The organism is Thiogranum sp. (genome assembly GCF_058323355.1).
In genome coordinates, this window is record NZ_JBTTIO010000044.1 from 14197 (window position 1) to 30821 (window position 16625).

The 16625-nt window shown below is 56.0% G+C and carries 14 protein-coding genes; 8 read left to right on the plus strand and 6 right to left on the minus strand.

What is annotated here, in order from left to right:
• Window positions 1-55: 55 nt before the first annotated feature.
• Complete coding sequence (locus ACW81B_RS06450; protein ID WP_491579394.1) at window positions 56-700, minus strand: CBS domain-containing protein; 645 nt, start codon at window positions 698-700, stop codon at window positions 56-58.
• Between the two features lie 75 nt (window positions 701-775).
• Between ACW81B_RS06450 and ACW81B_RS06455 the strand changes: the two genes are divergently transcribed.
• The 3 genes from ACW81B_RS06455 to ACW81B_RS06465 all read left to right on the plus strand — a co-directional run bounded on the left by ACW81B_RS06455 (window position 776) and on the right by ACW81B_RS06465 (window position 5668).
• Window positions 776-2365, plus strand: coding sequence for an ABC1 kinase family protein (locus ACW81B_RS06455; protein WP_491579395.1), 1590 nt, complete (start codon window positions 776-778; stop codon window positions 2363-2365).
• Between the two features lie 146 nt (window positions 2366-2511).
• Window positions 2512-3372 carry a DUF547 domain-containing protein gene (locus ACW81B_RS06460; RefSeq protein WP_491579396.1) on the plus strand — a complete coding sequence of 287 codons (861 nt, stop codon included), beginning with the start codon at window positions 2512-2514 and terminating at the stop codon, window positions 3370-3372.
• Window positions 3362-5668: an efflux RND transporter permease subunit gene (locus ACW81B_RS06465; RefSeq protein ID WP_491579397.1), complete on the plus strand. Its 2307-nt coding sequence runs from the start codon at window positions 3362-3364 to the stop codon at window positions 5666-5668. Before ACW81B_RS06460 ends, ACW81B_RS06465 begins: the two co-directional genes overlap by 11 nt.
• Here the strand turns inward: ACW81B_RS06465 and ACW81B_RS06470 are convergent.
• A complete protein-coding gene (locus ACW81B_RS06470; protein WP_491579398.1) occupies window positions 5661-6086 on the minus strand; it encodes a universal stress protein in 426 nt (141 codons plus the stop codon). The two genes, ACW81B_RS06465 and ACW81B_RS06470, sit on opposite strands and share 8 nt — an antisense overlap.
• A 219-nt stretch (window positions 6087-6305) precedes the next feature.
• On the opposite strand from ACW81B_RS06470, the gene ACW81B_RS06475 reads away from it, so the two are divergent.
• The 4 genes from ACW81B_RS06475 to ACW81B_RS06490 all read left to right on the plus strand — a co-directional run bounded on the left by ACW81B_RS06475 (window position 6306) and on the right by ACW81B_RS06490 (window position 9631).
• Window positions 6306-6671, plus strand: coding sequence for an SPW repeat protein (locus ACW81B_RS06475; protein WP_491579399.1), 366 nt, complete (start codon window positions 6306-6308; stop codon window positions 6669-6671).
• A gap of 57 nt (window positions 6672-6728) precedes the next feature.
• Entirely contained in the window at window positions 6729-7262 is a 534-nt protein-coding gene (locus ACW81B_RS06480) for a bacteriohemerythrin (protein ID WP_491579400.1), read from the plus strand.
• A gap of 80 nt (window positions 7263-7342) precedes the next feature.
• Window positions 7343-8782, plus strand: coding sequence for a class I SAM-dependent methyltransferase (locus ACW81B_RS06485; RefSeq protein ID WP_491579401.1), 1440 nt, complete (start codon window positions 7343-7345; stop codon window positions 8780-8782).
• Between the two features lie 351 nt (window positions 8783-9133).
• Window positions 9134-9631 (plus strand): YHS domain-containing protein, encoded by a 498-nt coding sequence (locus tag ACW81B_RS06490; protein WP_491579402.1) that lies wholly within the window; start codon window positions 9134-9136, stop codon window positions 9629-9631.
• Window positions 9632-9680: 49 nt separating this feature from the next.
• Here ACW81B_RS06490 and ACW81B_RS06495 read toward each other — a convergent pair whose 3' ends face one another.
• Window positions 9681-12116 carry an acyl-CoA dehydrogenase gene (locus tag ACW81B_RS06495; RefSeq protein WP_491579403.1) on the minus strand — a complete coding sequence of 812 codons (2436 nt, stop codon included), beginning with the start codon at window positions 12114-12116 and terminating at the stop codon, window positions 9681-9683.
• 324 nt (window positions 12117-12440) lie between these two features.
• Here ACW81B_RS06495 and ACW81B_RS06500 point away from each other — a divergent pair, with 324 nt between their 5' ends.
• Window positions 12441-12725: a YHS domain-containing protein gene (locus ACW81B_RS06500; protein ID WP_491579404.1), complete on the plus strand. Its 285-nt coding sequence runs from the start codon at window positions 12441-12443 to the stop codon at window positions 12723-12725.
• A 186-nt stretch (window positions 12726-12911) separates the two neighbouring features.
• On the opposite strand, the gene ACW81B_RS06505 is transcribed toward ACW81B_RS06500, so the two are convergent.
• The 3 genes from ACW81B_RS06505 to ACW81B_RS06515 all read right to left on the minus strand — a co-directional run.
• Complete coding sequence (locus tag ACW81B_RS06505) at window positions 12912-14294, minus strand: NADH-quinone oxidoreductase subunit N (RefSeq protein ID WP_491579405.1); 1383 nt, start codon at window positions 14292-14294, stop codon at window positions 12912-12914.
• A complete protein-coding gene (locus tag ACW81B_RS06510; protein WP_491579406.1) occupies window positions 14294-15763 on the minus strand; it encodes a complex I subunit 4 family protein in 1470 nt (489 codons plus the stop codon). The genes ACW81B_RS06505 and ACW81B_RS06510 overlap by 1 nt, the downstream gene beginning before the upstream one ends.
• 15 nt (window positions 15764-15778) lie before the next feature.
• The coding region (locus ACW81B_RS06515) for a proton-conducting transporter transmembrane domain-containing protein (RefSeq protein WP_491579407.1) at window positions 15779-16625 on the minus strand (847 nt) is incomplete at its 5' end.

A 16625-nucleotide genomic window follows, 5' to 3' on the forward strand; every position in this document is an offset into this window, starting at 1 on the left:
TCCAGTGCAGCGGCTTCCTGAACGGGTGAGTGTGTAGCCGGAAACCTGTGCTGCATCAAGCCCACAACTCAAGTACGAAATGGCGCATAACAGCGCTTAATATGTCACTGCGTGTAACGATACCTGTCAACTCGCCATCCAGTACGATTGGCATGGCACCGACATGCTGCTCAACAAACAGCCGAGCGATGTACCGCACATCGGTGTTCGGGCTGGCTGCCAGTACGCGTGGTTGCATGATCTGTTCTATGCGTTCATTTGTCTTGTGGGGGATTTGCTGGTGGTAGTCGCGGGTAAACCCTCCAAGGTAACGCATGATGTCCCGGTCCGAGACGATGCCCGCCAGTCTGTTATCATCAGTGACGACTGGCAGGTGGCGGAATTCCCGGGTCTGAAAGATTTCCAGGGCATTGGATATTCTTGACTGGAGTGGTAAAGCGATTACCGGTGCTGTCATGATCTGTTCGGCGAACAGGACGGTTACTGTTTTCGGCAGGTTCTCAATGACCTGGTAGGCGGATGTGGCTGAATGTGCGTGATGTTTATGTTTTGGCCTCTTTTCTTCTTCAGCCGGATGGTCCTTTTCACTGACGGGACGTTCAGGGACAGTGGCCTGCACTTTCTCTGCAATGGGGCGCTTGAATAGCTGATCCACAGACATGCGTTCGTGGCTATCCAGGCTTTGGATAATAAATGTCATAGTATGGATAATAACGCACAATATAGTGACTGTGTTCAATTTGCACCGGGCACTCACGTTTCGGGAGGTACGGTAATGGGTATTATCAGGTTTTTCCGCATCAGTTTATCGTTGTGGAATTATGTGGTCTGGCTGTTGCTGGTGCGCCTTCACCTGTTGCGCCATGCCGGGTCTCCGGCTCAGCGCCTGAGTCGGCTGCTCGAGCGGCTGGGAACAACATTTATCAAACTTGGCCAGGGGATAGGCTTGCGGCGGGATTTGTTGCCCGATGAATACGTCGAGGCGCTGGAAGGCCTGCAGGACCGGGTGTCGCCATTCCCGGGTGAAATCGCGGTACGTGAAATAACGTCAGCCCTGGGGGCGCCACCCACTGAACTGTTTGCGGAGTTTGACGAAGAGCCGATGGCCTCTGCGTCAATTGCCCAGGTCCACCGGGCGCGCCTCGGGGACGGTACCGATGTCATTGTCAAAGTACGTCGTCCTGATATCAAACGCCAGGTAGCACAGGATATCCGGTTATTGCGCACGGCTGTTCGCGGTGTATTGCTGTTATTGCCGTTCCTGCGTCGTTACCGACTACTGGACATCATCGCCGAGGCCTATGAGGGGCTTCAACAGGAAATGGATTTTATCCAGGAAGCACGTTCGATGCAGCGTTTCCGCGAAGCTTTCCGGGACTGGGAAACCGTGAACATACCGGCTGTATTCGAGGAATTTTCGACCGAGTCTGTGTTGGTGCAGGAATGCAGCAGTGGTCGCCGGGTTGATGATCCTGCCATTCGTGAAGACGGCCCACGGCTGGCCAAAAACTTTGTTGATGCCTACCTGCACCAGTTCTTCATTCTGGGCCTGTTCCATGGTGACCCGCATCCCGGCAACCTGTTTATTATGGACGATGGCCGAATCTGTTTTCACGACTTTGGCCTGGTGGGGTTCATGGATCGTGAGACCCGACGCAATCTGGCGGCATTCATGCAGGCCTTTGTTCGCCAGGATGCCGACTGGTTGCTGGATTCCTATCTGGACCTTGGCGTGCTGGCGGGCGACCTCGATGAAGCGACATATCGCGCGGGGCTTGAAAAGCTGCTCGATGACTATGCCCGCCTGCCACTGAAAGACTGGTCGTTTGCCGTGGCCTTTGTGCGCATTATACGCATGGGGCAGGGGCGTGATGTGCGCTTTCCGCGCAGTCTGCTGATATTGATGCGCACCCTGTTTTTGATGGAAACCACCGTGCGCAGCCTGGATCCGGACTTCAACCTGCTGGATGGACTGGCAGGGCAGGCGGAACCAATTGCAAAGGCCGCCATGAAAGAACGTACGGAAACCGGCAAGGTCCGTCTGGGCTATGAGGCCGGCATCGTGCTACAGGATTTCCCCAATTCAGTGGGCAAGTGGTTGCGGCGTGTACGCAAGCAGGGACTGGAGGTTCGTCTTCAGCATCACGGGTTGAAGGATCTGGAGCAGCACCTTGACCGTAGCAGTAACCGTCTGTCCCTGGCGCTGGTGACGCTGGGTCTTTATATTGCCAGTGCGCTGTTGATGCAGGTCGAATCGAGTATACGTCTGTGGGGCATGCCACTGCCTGCCATGATCGGTTTTGCACTGGCGTTGTGGTTTACGTTACGGCTGGCGATGGGAATTTCCCGCTCCGGACGTTTGTAGCTGATAGCGTCTTTGCTTTCCCGCGGATGAGGTCACCCTTCAGGATCTGGCGATCTTTTCAACGGCTTTTACCGGGTTGTGGTTTTTGAGGTAACTGATCCCGGACAGGAATCAGATCAATCATAGAAGAATTTACTGGAGCCGGGATGAAGATAAAATTTATATCAAAGTCCGTTTTCCTGTTCCTGGTTTGCCTGTCAAGCTGGTTTATGCCCGGGCTGACAGCGTTGTATGCTGCGCAGCAGCGCGATAATTTCACGACCTTGTACGGGACGTTGCTGGCAAGTTACTGGCATCCAGCCACCGTGATTCACGGTATAGAGACAACAGTGTTTGATTATCGTCAGATGGCGGCAGATGCCGCTCAGCCTGATTCACTGGTCAGCCGTATTCTCGATACGCTCAGGACGATCGACCCGGAAACTGTTCAAAAGGGTGATGCCGCCAAGGCCTTCTGGATCAATGTGTATAACTTCTCTGCCATGCACCTGGTGTTACAACACTACCCGGTGGATTCCATTCGCAGCCTGAAAATAAGCCTGATTAAATATCCCTGGAGCAAGAAAATCATAGAAGTCGGCGGCCGACGTTACACGCTGGGTGAAATTGAAAAGGAGGTGCTGCTAAAACAATTTGGTGATGCGCGTATTGTTTTTGCCGTCAGTTGCGCAGCGATCAGCTGCCCTGACCAGGGACGTGAACCCTTTACTGCACGGAACCTGGATGTGCAACTGGATGATCTGGTACGCCGATTCCTGCGTAATCCGCAAAAGGGGTTGCGACTTGATCGGCAATCGGGCGTTCTGACCCTGAGTATGATTTTTAAAAAGGAAACGCCGTTGTTTACGGCCGGGTACGGCGGTGCAATCGGGTTTATTCTGCCTTACCTGGACAGGGATACCGCACAGTGGCTGGAAAGCCACCCGGTTCGCATCGAGTATTTCAGGCACGACTGGGCGCTGAACGATATCTGTCTGGAGAACAAGGGTGTCACCTGTGGGTCATGACAGGATCACGGGGTATGCGCGCTGGATTATTCGCTGGCGCTGGCTGGTGCTGGTGCTGTGCCTGCTGGCGGTGGCTGCCGCAGCACTCGGGTTACGTAATTTCCAGTTCAGTGCAGATTACAAGGTCTACTTCGGGTCTGATAATCCTGAATTGGCCGCCTTCCAGGCATTTGAAGGGACCTATACAAAGTCTGAAAACATTCTTTTCGTTCTTCAGCCCGCAGACAGGAATGTATTCAGACGCCAGACCCTGGAGATCGTCAGACAGTTAACGGAGGCAGCCTGGCAGATTCCCTACAGTATTCGTGTCGATTCCATTACCAATTTCCAGCATACCGCGGCCGAGGGTGACGACCTGACTGTCGCTGACCTGGTCGAGCAGCCGCTGTCGTTGACAGATACGCGTCTCGCCGAAATCAAAACCATTGCACTCAAGGAACCGGCACTGGCAGGGCGCCTGATCGCCTACGATGCAAGCACCACGGGCGTGTCTGTGACATTACAGTTCCCGGGAGAGGACCATACCCGGCACCTGCCGGAGGCCGTTGCCTACGCTGAAAAACTGGTAGCGGATTTGCGCGCGGCACACCCCGATCTGAGGGTGGCGCTGACGGGTATTGCAGTGTTCAGTGACGCCGAGATCAAGGTCAGCGAGTCTGATTCCTTTACGCTGGTGCCGGTGATGTACGCTGTCATGATTGCGCTCCTGCTGATATTTTTGCGTTCGGTCTCCGGCACGATTGCAACCCTGGTCGTGGTAAGCCTGTCAGTTGTTACGGCGATAGGGTTGATGTCCTGGATGGGCATCAGGATGAATGCATCGACCGCGCTGGCGCCGATTATTATTTTAACCCTCGGCATTGCCGACAGTGTGCACATCCTGTTGACGATGTTTCAGGAAATGCGCGCCGGTCGGTCGAAGCACGATGCGCTGGTGGAAAGTCTGCGACTTGATGCCGAGCCGGTATTCCTGACCAGCCTTACCACCGCCATTGGTTTTCTCAGCCTGAACTTCTCGGATTCGCCGCCATTCCACGATCTTGGCAATATAACGGCCATCGGTGTCGTCTCGGCCTGGTTTTTTTCAATGACGGTACTGCCCGCACTGATGGCGATCCTCCCGTTGTCGTCAAGGGTGCAAAGTGGACGTCAGCAACCGGGTATGGAACGCTTCTGTGACTTTGTGATCAAGCGTCGTAAACCCCTGTTGTTAAGTATGCTGACAGTAACGCTGGTATCGATTGCCTTTATCCCGCACCTTGAGCTGGATGACCGGTTTATCCAGTGGTTTGACCGCAGCATCCCGTTTCGTGCCGATACCGACTTTGCCACAGAAAACCTGACCGGCCCTTACGTGCTGGAATTTTCCATCGACAGTGGTGAAGCCGGCGGCATCGCCGAACCTGACTACCTCAAGCGACTCGAGGCGTTTGCGGTCTGGCTGCGCAGCCAGCCGGAGGTTACCCACGTGACCAGTTTTACCGACGTGATGAAGCGCCTGAACCGCTCCATGCATGGCGATGATCCGGACTGGTACCGCCTGCCGGACCAGCGTGACCTGGCCGCACAATATCTGCTGCTCTATGAAATGTCCCTGCCGTATGGCCTCGATCTCAACAGCCAGATAAGCCTGGACAAGTCGGCAACGCGGCTGACCGTTACCCTTGACACCATACCGCAGAAACAGATCATTGACGTAATCGACCGCAGCGAAGCCTGGCTGGAAGAAAACATGCCGCCTGTCATGCAGGCAAAAGCCACCGGTACGATTGTTATGTTCGTTCACCTTGCGGTACGCAATATCATCGGCATGATGAGCGGTACCGCGCTGGCCTTTCTGCTGATCTCCCTGTTGCTGATCTTTGCCCTGCGCAGCCTGCGACTGGGCCTGATCAGCCTGATTCCCAATATCGTCCCGGTGTTGATCACCTTCGGTGTGTGGGCCGCTTTCGTACACGATATCGGTATTATTGCGTCAATGATTACGGCGACCAGTATGGGGCTTATTGTCGATGACACGGTACACATCCTCAGTAAGTACAACCGCGCCCGTCGCGAGTATGGTCTCGGTATTCAGGATGCGATCCGCTTCAGTTATACCCATGTGGGCAAGGCGCTGTGGGTCACCACGCTGACACTGGTTGCCGGATTTCTGGTGCTGTCTTTTTCCAGCTTCAAGCTCAACGTGGATATGGGCATCCTGACAGCCGCCGCCATCAGCATCGCCCTGGTGATGGACTTCCTGCTGTTGCCGCCGCTGCTGATGCTCCTGGACAGGGAGAAACCGGCTACCTGACGGTCAGTACGTGGCAGTCAGCCTGGTGCAGTATCCGGTCAGTGGTGGAGCCGAGCAGGCCGAGGATGCCATGGTGTCCGTGTGCTCCGATTACGATCAGATCAGCTTTTTCCTGCTTTGCTATCCGGAGGATTTCCTGTTTTGGAGGGCCGAGTACGGTCATTGGTTTTGCAGCCTTTGCGCCGAGGCGGCTCAGTGTATCGTCCAGTCGATTACTGGCCGAGTTCAGCAGGGCTTCTTCAAGCTGGTCGGTTGGGGGGATGATGTAGTCGTCATCGATCGGTCGTACAAAATCGACAACGTGTAACACCGTCAGGGCTGCTCCGCTGCATTCAGCCTGCATTACAGCACTTTGAATAACCGCATCACTGTGTTCATTGAAATCCACCGTGGCCAGAACTTTATTGTATTTTCCCATAGTTGTGTCTCTGTCTTATGTTATGAAGTCTTGTATCAAGTTTAGCCTATGAATGACATATAGCACCTGTCACCCGAGTACAGGTCAACCACAGTCTGCATTGAACAGCGACCAGCGCGCTGATGGCGTTGTGCCTTGCTCACAGGTGCTATAACAATACTGTGTTCCAGAGTGTTATCAGCAATGGATAGCGCCGCAACGGAGCAAAGGAGGTGTGTGATGAAAGAGCAACGATGGCAAGACTGGACAAATGTACTGTTAGGTGTGTGGCTTGTGCTGGCGCCGTTCTTTGGCATCGGCGCGGTGAACGATGTGGCCGCAATCAACTCCTACCTGACGGGTACGGCGGTAGCGATATTTTCACTCGCCGCGCTTGCCCGCCCGCAGATGTGGGAGGAATATACCAACCTGGTCCTTGGACTCTGGTTGATCGTCGCACCGTTTGCACTGGGCTTCGCGACCCTGACAGGCCCGATGTTGAACCAGGTCGTCGTGGGCATCCTGATCGGGGGCGCGGCACTTGGCGTCACCCTCAAGAAGTCGGTGCCAACGACGGGACAGGGGCATGGACACGGGCACGCATAGAAGTGTCAGTTAGCTGAGAGGAGGCAGCAGACGGCCCGGATTCGAAGGGTATGGTGGTTGCCGGGGCTGGAAGCAGACCCTGGGCCACTTGCCTGGCAGGATCCGGGCCGAGTGGTGTGTTGTGCAGTTTCAGTCAGTGACATAAGGGGTTTTTTCATGGAAGACATTTTTGCAGGATGTGAGGGATGGTTGACCGGGATAGAAGCTCTCGACGTCCAGCATATTGAACTCGCTGCCTGTATACGCAAGGTGTCGGCTGCCTGCTGTAATAAAAAAACAATCGGGGAGCTACCCGGATTGATTGATCACCTGTACCGGAAAACCCGGGAGCACTTCGAATATGAAGAACGCGTCATGCGGGAAGCTGACTATCCGGATTTCACTGCCCATCGACGGGAGCACGTTATGTTGCTGGCTGAATTGAAACAGGTCATCAACAGGAGGGCCGGAGCCGGGAAAGTTCAAGTTGATTCAAAAATGGTCAGTGAGCTCAAGACCTGGTTTCTGGCGCATATCAAGCATAGCGACTGCCGGTTTTCCGCCTATATTTCCCGTCACCGGATGGCCCCGAAATTAAATTCAGAATCGTAGGGAAAACCCCTTGACCTGTGCGTTGCACCAGGGTTCTACACTTTGTGTGCAGGATAAGCAGCTATCTAAAGGAGACGATCATGGATACAAACATTAACAGCCTGAAACCCACCCTGGTTCCTGAAATGCCTGTCGTGATGCCTGCCAGTTGCCCGGTGTGCACAGAAAAAGATGCGAAGGCAGGCAAGCGGGTATTGCAGGGGTTGATGAAAGATTATACCGGGCCGGTCGCTGCGCGCCTCTGGAATGGGGAGACCGTCATTGGAAGGCCGGATGCCCCTTGTACGGTGGTCTTCAATCATCCCCGGCCACTGCGCGACCTGATGCTTCACCAGGACCTGGTTCGCCTGGCGGAAGATTACCTGTCCGGCGCCATTGATATCGAGGGTGATATGGAGTCGCTGTTCAGCGTAACGGATTTTCTGCTGGGCGCCAGCTGGTCATTGAAACAGCGTCTTGATGCTTTATGGTACGCTTGGCGGCTGCCATCGGCCCGATTGCACGACAGTTCGCGTGAAGTCCGCGCCGGTCACTCAGCCAGACATAATTCGAAGCGCAGCATCGCACACCACTATGATGTCAGTAATGATTTCTACCGTCTGTGGCTGGACCCGGAAATGGTTTACTCCTGCGCCTATTTCCAGGATGGCCGCCAGTCACTGGCCACTGCGCAGCAAGACAAGCTTGACTACATTTGTCGCAAGCTGCGTCTGCAGCCGGGACAGAAACTGCTGGATATTGGTTGTGGCTGGGGAGCGCTGGTGCTGTGGGCAGCCCGCCACTATGGCGTAAAGGCGCACGGTATCACGCTCAGTGAAGAACAGTACCGCTACGCACAGCAACGTATTCGTGCCGAAGGGCTTGAGGACCGGGTGACGGTGGAATTGCGCGACTACCGGGATCTCCCCGACGAGGCGCAGTATGATCGTGTGGTCAGTGTTGGCATGTTTGAACACATCGGGCTGAAAAATTTCGATACCTATTTCAGCACGGTAAAACGCGTGCTTAAACACGGCGGACTGTTTCTCAACCACGGTATTACCAATGACAGTGGCTGGGGACGGACGCCGATCAGGCGTTTCATCAACCGCTATGTATTCCCTGACGGTGAGCTGGCGCGTATCAGCGACGTGAATGATGCCATGGAAAAGGCGGGCTTCGAGCTGCTCGACGTGGAGAGTCTGCGACGTCATTATGCTTTGACGCTGCGGCGTTGGGTAAAGTCGCTCGAGGCGCATAAGGATCAGGCCATCCGCGCAGCGGGTGACAAGGTCTACCGGCTGTGGCGCCTGTATATGGCCGGTTCAGCTTATTACTTTGAACAGGGCAGTATCAATGTCTACCAGGTGCTGGTTGGTCATGTTGGCAAGCCGGTGCCGGTACCGCTGCGCCGGGACGATCTTTACCGGGGTATGGTGTACGTCACCCCGTCCGGTAAAAAGGGTATCAGGAGGCGGATTTCCGGTGGTTGTGTCTCCGGATCAGATAGAGGCATAGCGCAAGGATCGAGAGTCCGGTAACAATCCAGGTAAAGGGTGCGGCAGCCTCGAATAACAGGCTGATATCGAATTGACCGCGGCTGCTCAGTAATGCACCGGCAATCAGCAGACTCTGGCCCGGTGCCGGAATTCCGAAACCTTCAATGGTGATAACGGCAAAGATGAGCAGCAGCCCATACTCTACAAGTATGGGCTCATAGTTATTTGCCGCTGTCATGAGGGACTGTATGATTTCGGACACGTTTCCTGTCTGTTCTTCGCGGATGCAGGTCCCGGTGCCGACCGGCATGACACCGTCAGTATACACTTGGGTAGTGCGCGCCTCACAGCGACTGCACGCCTGCTATGGTATAGATAACAGTGGAGGGTAATATGGATACCGATGAGAGGAAAGTTCGAGATCCGGTATGCGATATGATGGTGGATCCTGACCAGCTTCCCGTCACCCATCTCGGCATGCACTTTGCGTTCTGTTCTGAACAATGCAGGCAACGGTTTCTGAGCAACCCCAACCTGTATATAGGCTCGGTCGCACACAAAGCGCCAAAACAGCAGGGCCTGGAAGTGCTCAAGCGGCGGCGCCTGAAGTTGTCGGAACCCCTGTCAGGCGATGACAGGGCACGGCTGATCGAACGGGTCCGGTCGATGATGGGTATCAAGCGTGTCGAAGTGGAAGATGATATTGTCGATATTACCTATGACCTGCTGGAAGCCACTGAGGCGCAGATTGAAGAGGCGATTGCACAATCGGGCGCAACGCTTGGACAGGGATTGGCCGGGCGCCTGAGTCGGGCATTCGTTCATTATCTCGAGGAAACAGAAATAGAAAACCTTGAGGTAAAACCCGGGTCGCACCCTCACAGTCATTAGCACGTTTCAGTTGCGCACAGCCCGGCATCCACGTATTCACCAGGCGTGATTACTCCGAACCCAGGTCTGGCGGGAAGTCATCAACCCTGATCACATCCTCACGTGCCGCGACCGCCTGGCGAACAAGTTCGGCCTCTTCACTGTTAATGATATTTTCCCTGACCGCCTGTTCAATGACTTCTTCATCCGGGCTGTCTGCCGGCAATTGTTTTGTCTTGATCGCGCTGTGAATACGCTTTCGTGCCGGTTCGGCCGCGATGACTTTCAACAGGGCATCTTCGACACGACCGAGGGGTTCCTGCAGGCTGTCGGGCTGGTAAATACCCTCGGTCAGGCGGTCACGTGCGGCTGAAGGTTCCAGAATAAGGGTTGCAACCTTGTGGCCCAGTCTGTCGCCCGGTGGTCTGAAGGCCTGGCCGCCGGGGAAAACCACTAAACGCATCAACCAGGCCAGTGGCCGGTTGGGGAAGTTCTGGAACAGCAGATCAAAGGCGTGTTGTATTTCATACAGGGACTGCTCGCAGGTCCATTGCATCAATGGTGTATCGGCTTCGAGGCGTCCCTGGTCCTCATAGTGTTTCAGTACGCACGAAGCCAGGTATAAATGGCTGAGTATGTCGGCCAGGCGGCCCGAGAGTTTTTCCTTCCGTTTGAGCGCCCCCCCCAGCGTCAACATGGTCAGGTCCGCGCACAGGGCAAAAGCGGAGGACATCCTTCCCAGATGTTGATAGTACCTTCCTGCCTCACCCGAGACCGGTCGGTGTGCAAAACGTCCTCCCGTCAGTCCCATAAACAGGGTCCGGGCAAGGTTGCTGATGACCATGCCGATATGGCCGAACAGGGCCTTGTCAAAGTTGTTGAGCGAGCGCCGGGCGTCAGTGTCTGATACCGCCTGCATTTCCTTGTAGACCCAGGGGTGGCTGCGCACGGCGCCCTGACCGAAGATAATAAGACTGCGCGTGAGAATGTTAGCGCCTTCCACGGTAATACCGATGGGAACACCCTGGTATACCCGCCCCACGATATTGCGCGGTCCCAGGGATATGCCTGCGCCAGCCAGTATATCCATGGCATCGTTGATGACTTTTCTCATCGTCTCGGTGGAATGATATTTAATAATGGCTGATACAACGGAGGGTTGTTCACCGTTATCGACAGCCACGGCTGTGACAGTCCTTGCGGCATCCAGCATGTAGGTGTAGCCGGAGATGCGGGCAAGTGCTTCGTCCACGCCTTCAAAGCGCCCGATGGGTAACTGGAACTGGGTACGGACACGTGCATACGCGCCGGTGAAGCGAGAACATGTTTTCGCCGCCGCTGTACTCAGTGCGGGCAGGGATACAGAACGACCAACCGCGAGTCTTTCCATCAGCATACGCCAACCGTGTCCCGCGTACTCGGGGCCGCCGATAATCCAGTCGATGGGGATAAAAACATCCTTGCCCCAGTGCGGGCCGTTCTGAAACATCATGTTTAACGGGATATGCCGGCGACCGATACTGATGCCGGGTGTATCGGTCGGGATCAGTGCCAGGGTAATGCCGAGATCTTCCTGTTCGCCGAGGAGATGCTCGGGGTCGTTCAGCTTGAACGCCAGGCCGAGTACCGTGGCTACCGGGGCCAGTGTGGTGTAGCGTTTCTCCCAGTTCAGTCTGATGCCGAGAACATCTTTCTCGCCCTTGAAGTCACCCTTGCAGACAATTCCCCGGTCAGGCATCGCTGCCGCATCACTGCCTGCATCAGGTGCCGTGAGTGCGAAGCATGGAATTTCTTCACCGCTGGCAAGGCGTGGCAGGTAGTAGTTCTTTTGTTCCTCGGTTCCGTAGTGGAGCAACAATTCTGCGGGACCGAGCGAGTTGGGAACCATGACGGTACTGGCGGCACTGACGCTCCGGCTGGCAATTTTTACCACCACGGCCGAATGCGCCAGTGTGGAAAAACCCAGGCCACCATATTGTTCAGGAATGATCATGCTGAAAAAGCGTTTTTCTTTCAGAAATCGCCAGACCTCTTCAGGCAGATCAAGGATGTCGTGAGTGATTTTCCAGTCATCCAGCATCTGGCACAATTCTTCTACAGGGCCATCAAGAAATGCCTGTTCCCGTTCAGAAAGTGCGGGTGGTGCAAGGCCAAGCAACTTTTTCCAGCGCGGCTTGCCACTGAATAATTCTCCATCCCACCAGACACTGCCGGCTTCCAGCGCCTCTCGCTCGGTCCGGGAAACACTGGGCATGATTTTCCTGAAGATACGAAGCACCGGCGCACTTATCCAGCGTTGTCTCAGCACGGGAAGGTTCAGAATGGCTGCGACAAGGACAAAAGCCAGCGAAATAAAAATAATCGTCAGGAGTGAATGTGGGGAGATGGCAAAACAGAGTGCGAGGAACGCAGCCACAACCAGTGTGGTCACAGTCAGTGAAGCCCGGACATAAGCAAGTGTCCAGACCACAGCAACTGTAGAAAGTATCCAGAATGAGGTGCTCACTCGTACAAGCCTCCTTTTTGGAAAAAACGTACACGTCTTGTTATTTCAGACAGTAGCCAGGCATTAAACGTTTCATTTTTCCTGGAGTTGGTAATCCTGAACTGTGTTGTCTATAGTCAAGTCCAAGTATAGCGTTGCAATTTATATATGCGTTGTTTAATGGTTGCTATCTGGCGGGGTATTGATTTAAATCAAGCCCCTTGACCTGTGTGCAACACACAGGTGCTATACATACGCTATGTTCTCAGGGGCATAATTCAGCAGAATGGTATTCGAAAGAGTGCCAGTGTTTTAACCGGAAACCAATCGAAAAGGAGACTGATCATGGCTAAAGATCCGGTATGTGGTATGAATATCTCTGAAGATTCAGCAGCAGCACAGGAAACCTGGCAGGGGGCAACCTGGTATTTTTGTTCCGAGAGTTGTCACAGCAAGTTCCAGGCAGATCCATCGTTGTATGTAAAGCCGGATACTGTAAAAGACCCGGTGTGCGGTATGGATGTATCGAAAGACTCTGCCCACCACGCGGAGTATGCGGGCCAGACCTATTATTTCTGTAGTGACTCCTGTCTTGGAAAGTTTGAGGCTAACCCCGGAAGCTATACATAGTCCGACAGGCTGTCATGCCACTGTCTGAACGATCACGGTTTATGGCATGGTAGAGGAAAACACTTTGCGTCAGTGTGAAATGTGGTTGTCGATGATCCAGCGTACAGGCAGGGATACCGGGTTGCCAGGCGCCTGGTCTGCGACCTGATCGGCTTCAGAAATGAACGGTAGTTCGTTCATGGCTGCTCAGACCAATGGACCGAGCAGTCCCTGCGCTGCCAGCCCGATGCCCAGCGTAAAGATGAATGCGATGATCCAGGTGAACGTGACCAGTGGTGTCGATACATGGGAAGACAGTGGGGTGTGTTGTGTGCTGTCATCACGCTGCTGATACATCGGTATTACAACGCGCAGGTATACCGCCAGCGATAACACGCTGTTGATGATGGCGATAACGGCCAGCCAGGTGAAACCGGCATCAATCGACGCGCCAAACAACAGGAACTTGCCGACAAAGCCGGCCAGCGGCGGGATGCCGGCCAGTGACAGCAGGAACACGACCATCGCTACGCCTGTAGCGATCTGCGTACGACCGATACCGGTAAAGGTGTCGAGCGTTCGACCGGTCAGCATGACGATGGCAAAAGCGCCAAGGTTCATGGCGGCGTAGGCGGCAGCAAAAACAATGAGTGATTCGAACGCAAGCGTGCTGCTGCCCACGGCAACGATACCGAGCAGAAAATAACCGGCCTGCGCAACGGACGAATAGGCCAGCAGTCTCACGACATTAGTTTGCACCAGTGCGGCAAGATAGCCATAGGTCATGGTCAGCACGGCGACCGCTGCAACGACCAGTGTCCAGCCTGAACTTGCCGGCAGGTCGCGGACGACCTGTGCCAGTGCGAAGATGGCGCCGATCTTCGGAACCACCGACATGTAGGCGGCAATCGACACGGGCGCACCTTCGTAGGCATCCGGCGCCCAGAAGTGAAAGGGCACCAGCGAAGCCTTGTAACCCAGTCCCACGATCACAGCGATCAGGCCGGCCGCGGCAATGACCGGTTTTGTCTCGAGACCGGACAACTCGCTGAGTAACGTCGACCCTGTGCCGCCGAACCAGTAGCTGAGCCCGAAGATCATAATGGCGCCGGTAACCGAGGCAAATACAAAAAATTTCATGGCGGCTTCGGTGGCGGTATCGTCGCGCGGGTAGGCCACCAGCGCAAAAGAACCCAGGCCGGACAGCAATATGCCCAGCACCAGCAGCATGGTATCGCCTGCGGCGGCCAGTACCAGTGCGCCCAGCGTGACCAGTGTTACCAGCACATAGACTGTCCCTTCCCGGTCGCTGCCGCCGAGTTCGGCGCGTGCCAGCAGGATGGACAGAGCCGTTGCCGGCAACAGAATGAGCTTGGCCCAGATGGCCAGGGTGTCGATGCGGTAAGTGCCGCCAAATATGCTGGTGTCGGCATTGATCATCGGCAGGGTCCAGGCGGTCGCGAGCAGTAAACCTGTTACGGTAACAGCAAGTGCGACACGCGGCAGACGCAGCATTTCCGCCACCAGTGCGAACACGACGGTCAGCAGGATAATGATCTCGGGGATCAGCAGGGCCAGATCATCTGCCATCAGAACTGCAATGCCACGGTGGTTGTGTGAATGACGTCCAGTACCCAGGCCGGGGCGATACCCACCACAATGATCAGTATCAACAGCGGGGCCATCGTCAGCACCTCGCGTGTGTTCAGGTCTTTCATGCCGGCCCACTGTTCACGCGGTTCACCCAGGAAGACCTTGCTGATGGCCTGCAGGTACAGCCCGGCGGTGATGACAATGCCAAGGATGACGATTACCGCTACCGGCTCGACCCGGAGTGTCGCCAGGAAGATCTGGAACTCGGCCGGGAAGTGCGCCAGCCCCGGCAGGCCGAGTGACGCGAAGGCAGCCAGCACGAACGACCAGCCGAGCACCGGCACGATCTTGAGCAGGCCGCCGAACTGGTCCATCTCGCGCGTGTGGGCGCGGTCCTGGATCATGCCGACCAGGAAGAACAGTGCGCCGGTGACCAGACCGTGACTGATCATTTGCAGTACCGAACCGTCCAGCGCCGTGGCGCGTACGGAAGGGTCCAGTGCCAGCGCCGCAATGGCGACGCCGACCACGATATAGCCCATATGGTTGACCGAGGTATAGGCAACCAGGCGCTTGAGGTCACTCTGCGCCAGTGCGGCGAAGGCACCATAGATAGCAGCGATGACGCCGAAGGTCAGAATGACGATACCGGCCTCGCGGAACGCGTCGGGTGTCATGTGCAGGGCAAAACGTACCAGTCCGTAGGTGCCGAACTTCAGCATGACGCCGGCGAGAATGACACTGCCGGCGGCGGGTGCCTGCACATGTGCGGCCGGTAGCCAGGTATGGAACGGGAACACCGGTATCTTGACTGCGAAGGTGAACAGCATCGCCACCAGCGCCAGCATGGCTGCGGTGCCGCTCAATGGCGGGTTGTCGATCCATACGCGCATATCGAAGGTGTGCGGGTCACTGCCGAGATACAGTCCCAGGATGGCGAGCAGCAGCGGCAGGCTGCCCAGCAGGGTATAGATGAAAAACATCAGTGCGGCGCGCTGGCGGTCCTCGTGTCCCCAGCCGGCGATCATGAAGTACATGGACACCAGTGAGACTTCGAAGAACACGTAGAACAGAATCGCGTCCAGTGCGGTAAAGGTGCCGATGGCAGCTGTTTCCAGCAGCAGCATCAGTACCACATAGGCGTGTGGCCGTTCACGCACCTTTGCAGAATAGATAAAGGTGAGGAAGAACAATACGGCGGTCAGTAATACCAGTGGCAGACTGATACCATCCACACCGACGCGGTAGGCAGCGCCAATGGCGGGCATCCAGTCGATCTGTTCAAGCTGGGCAAAGCCGGTTTCGTTGACGCCACGCGCCCACATCCCGATGGCGCCCAGCAGGGTCAGTGCGCTGGTGACGATGCCGACTGCATGCACGGCGGGCGCCGGTGCCCGGCGCAGGGACATGACGAGCAGCGCCCCGAGGAGCGGAAGGAACAGCGTGATGGACACAATGGGAAGCACTCGGGTGTCTCCTTGTCAGTAAACCGTTAGACCGATCAGCAGGGCCACAAAAATCAGTGCCGTACCCACGACAGTGATTGCCATTTCACGATGGATCAGGCCGCTCTGCAGGGTGCGTGCGCGGTTGCCGAGTTCGACGGTGGCGCGCACCAGGGAAAAGATCAGGCCATCGATGCCGCGTTCGTCGCTGTAACGCGCGGCACGGCCAATGTCGAGGCCAAGCCGGCCTACGGCCAGCACACCGTTGTAAAGACCGCGTTCCAGTTGCTCGCAGCGTCGGGCGATGGCGAGCGCGGGCCGTACCATCCAGGTATCGAAGCCGCCGGCAATGGCAAAGCCCTGCCGGGTCCAGGGCAACAGTGGCCCGAGCAGATGGCGGGCGGGAATAAACCAGCCCAGCGTCAGGCCGGTTAGCGCGAAGCCCGGTCCGAGTACCTGGGCGAGGGTGTTTTCGGGTAGTGATGCACTCAGCAATGTTTCTATGCCCGGGAAGGCCACGCCGAGCACGACAGCCAGTGTAACCAGTACGGCCACTCCAGTGCCCATCCAGCCCAGCCCTTCGAGTTGTTTGTTCCGACCCTTGCCGTGCCACAGGATGCGCAGTGCCCGCGCCATGTAGGCGCCGGTCAGCAGGGTGCCACCCAGCGCAAACGATGCCAGTACTGTTGCGTTGGGCGATGCCAGTGATGCGGCGATGATGGCGTCCTTGGAAAAGAAACCGCTCAGGGGGGGAATGCCGGCCAGTGCCAGTGCCGCCAGGGCAAAGCCGAGGAAGATGCGCGGGCGATCACGGCCGGCGCCTTCCAGTTCGGCCAGTGCTGTGCTCTCACGACTGTGCTGGAACACGCCGGCACCGAGAAAC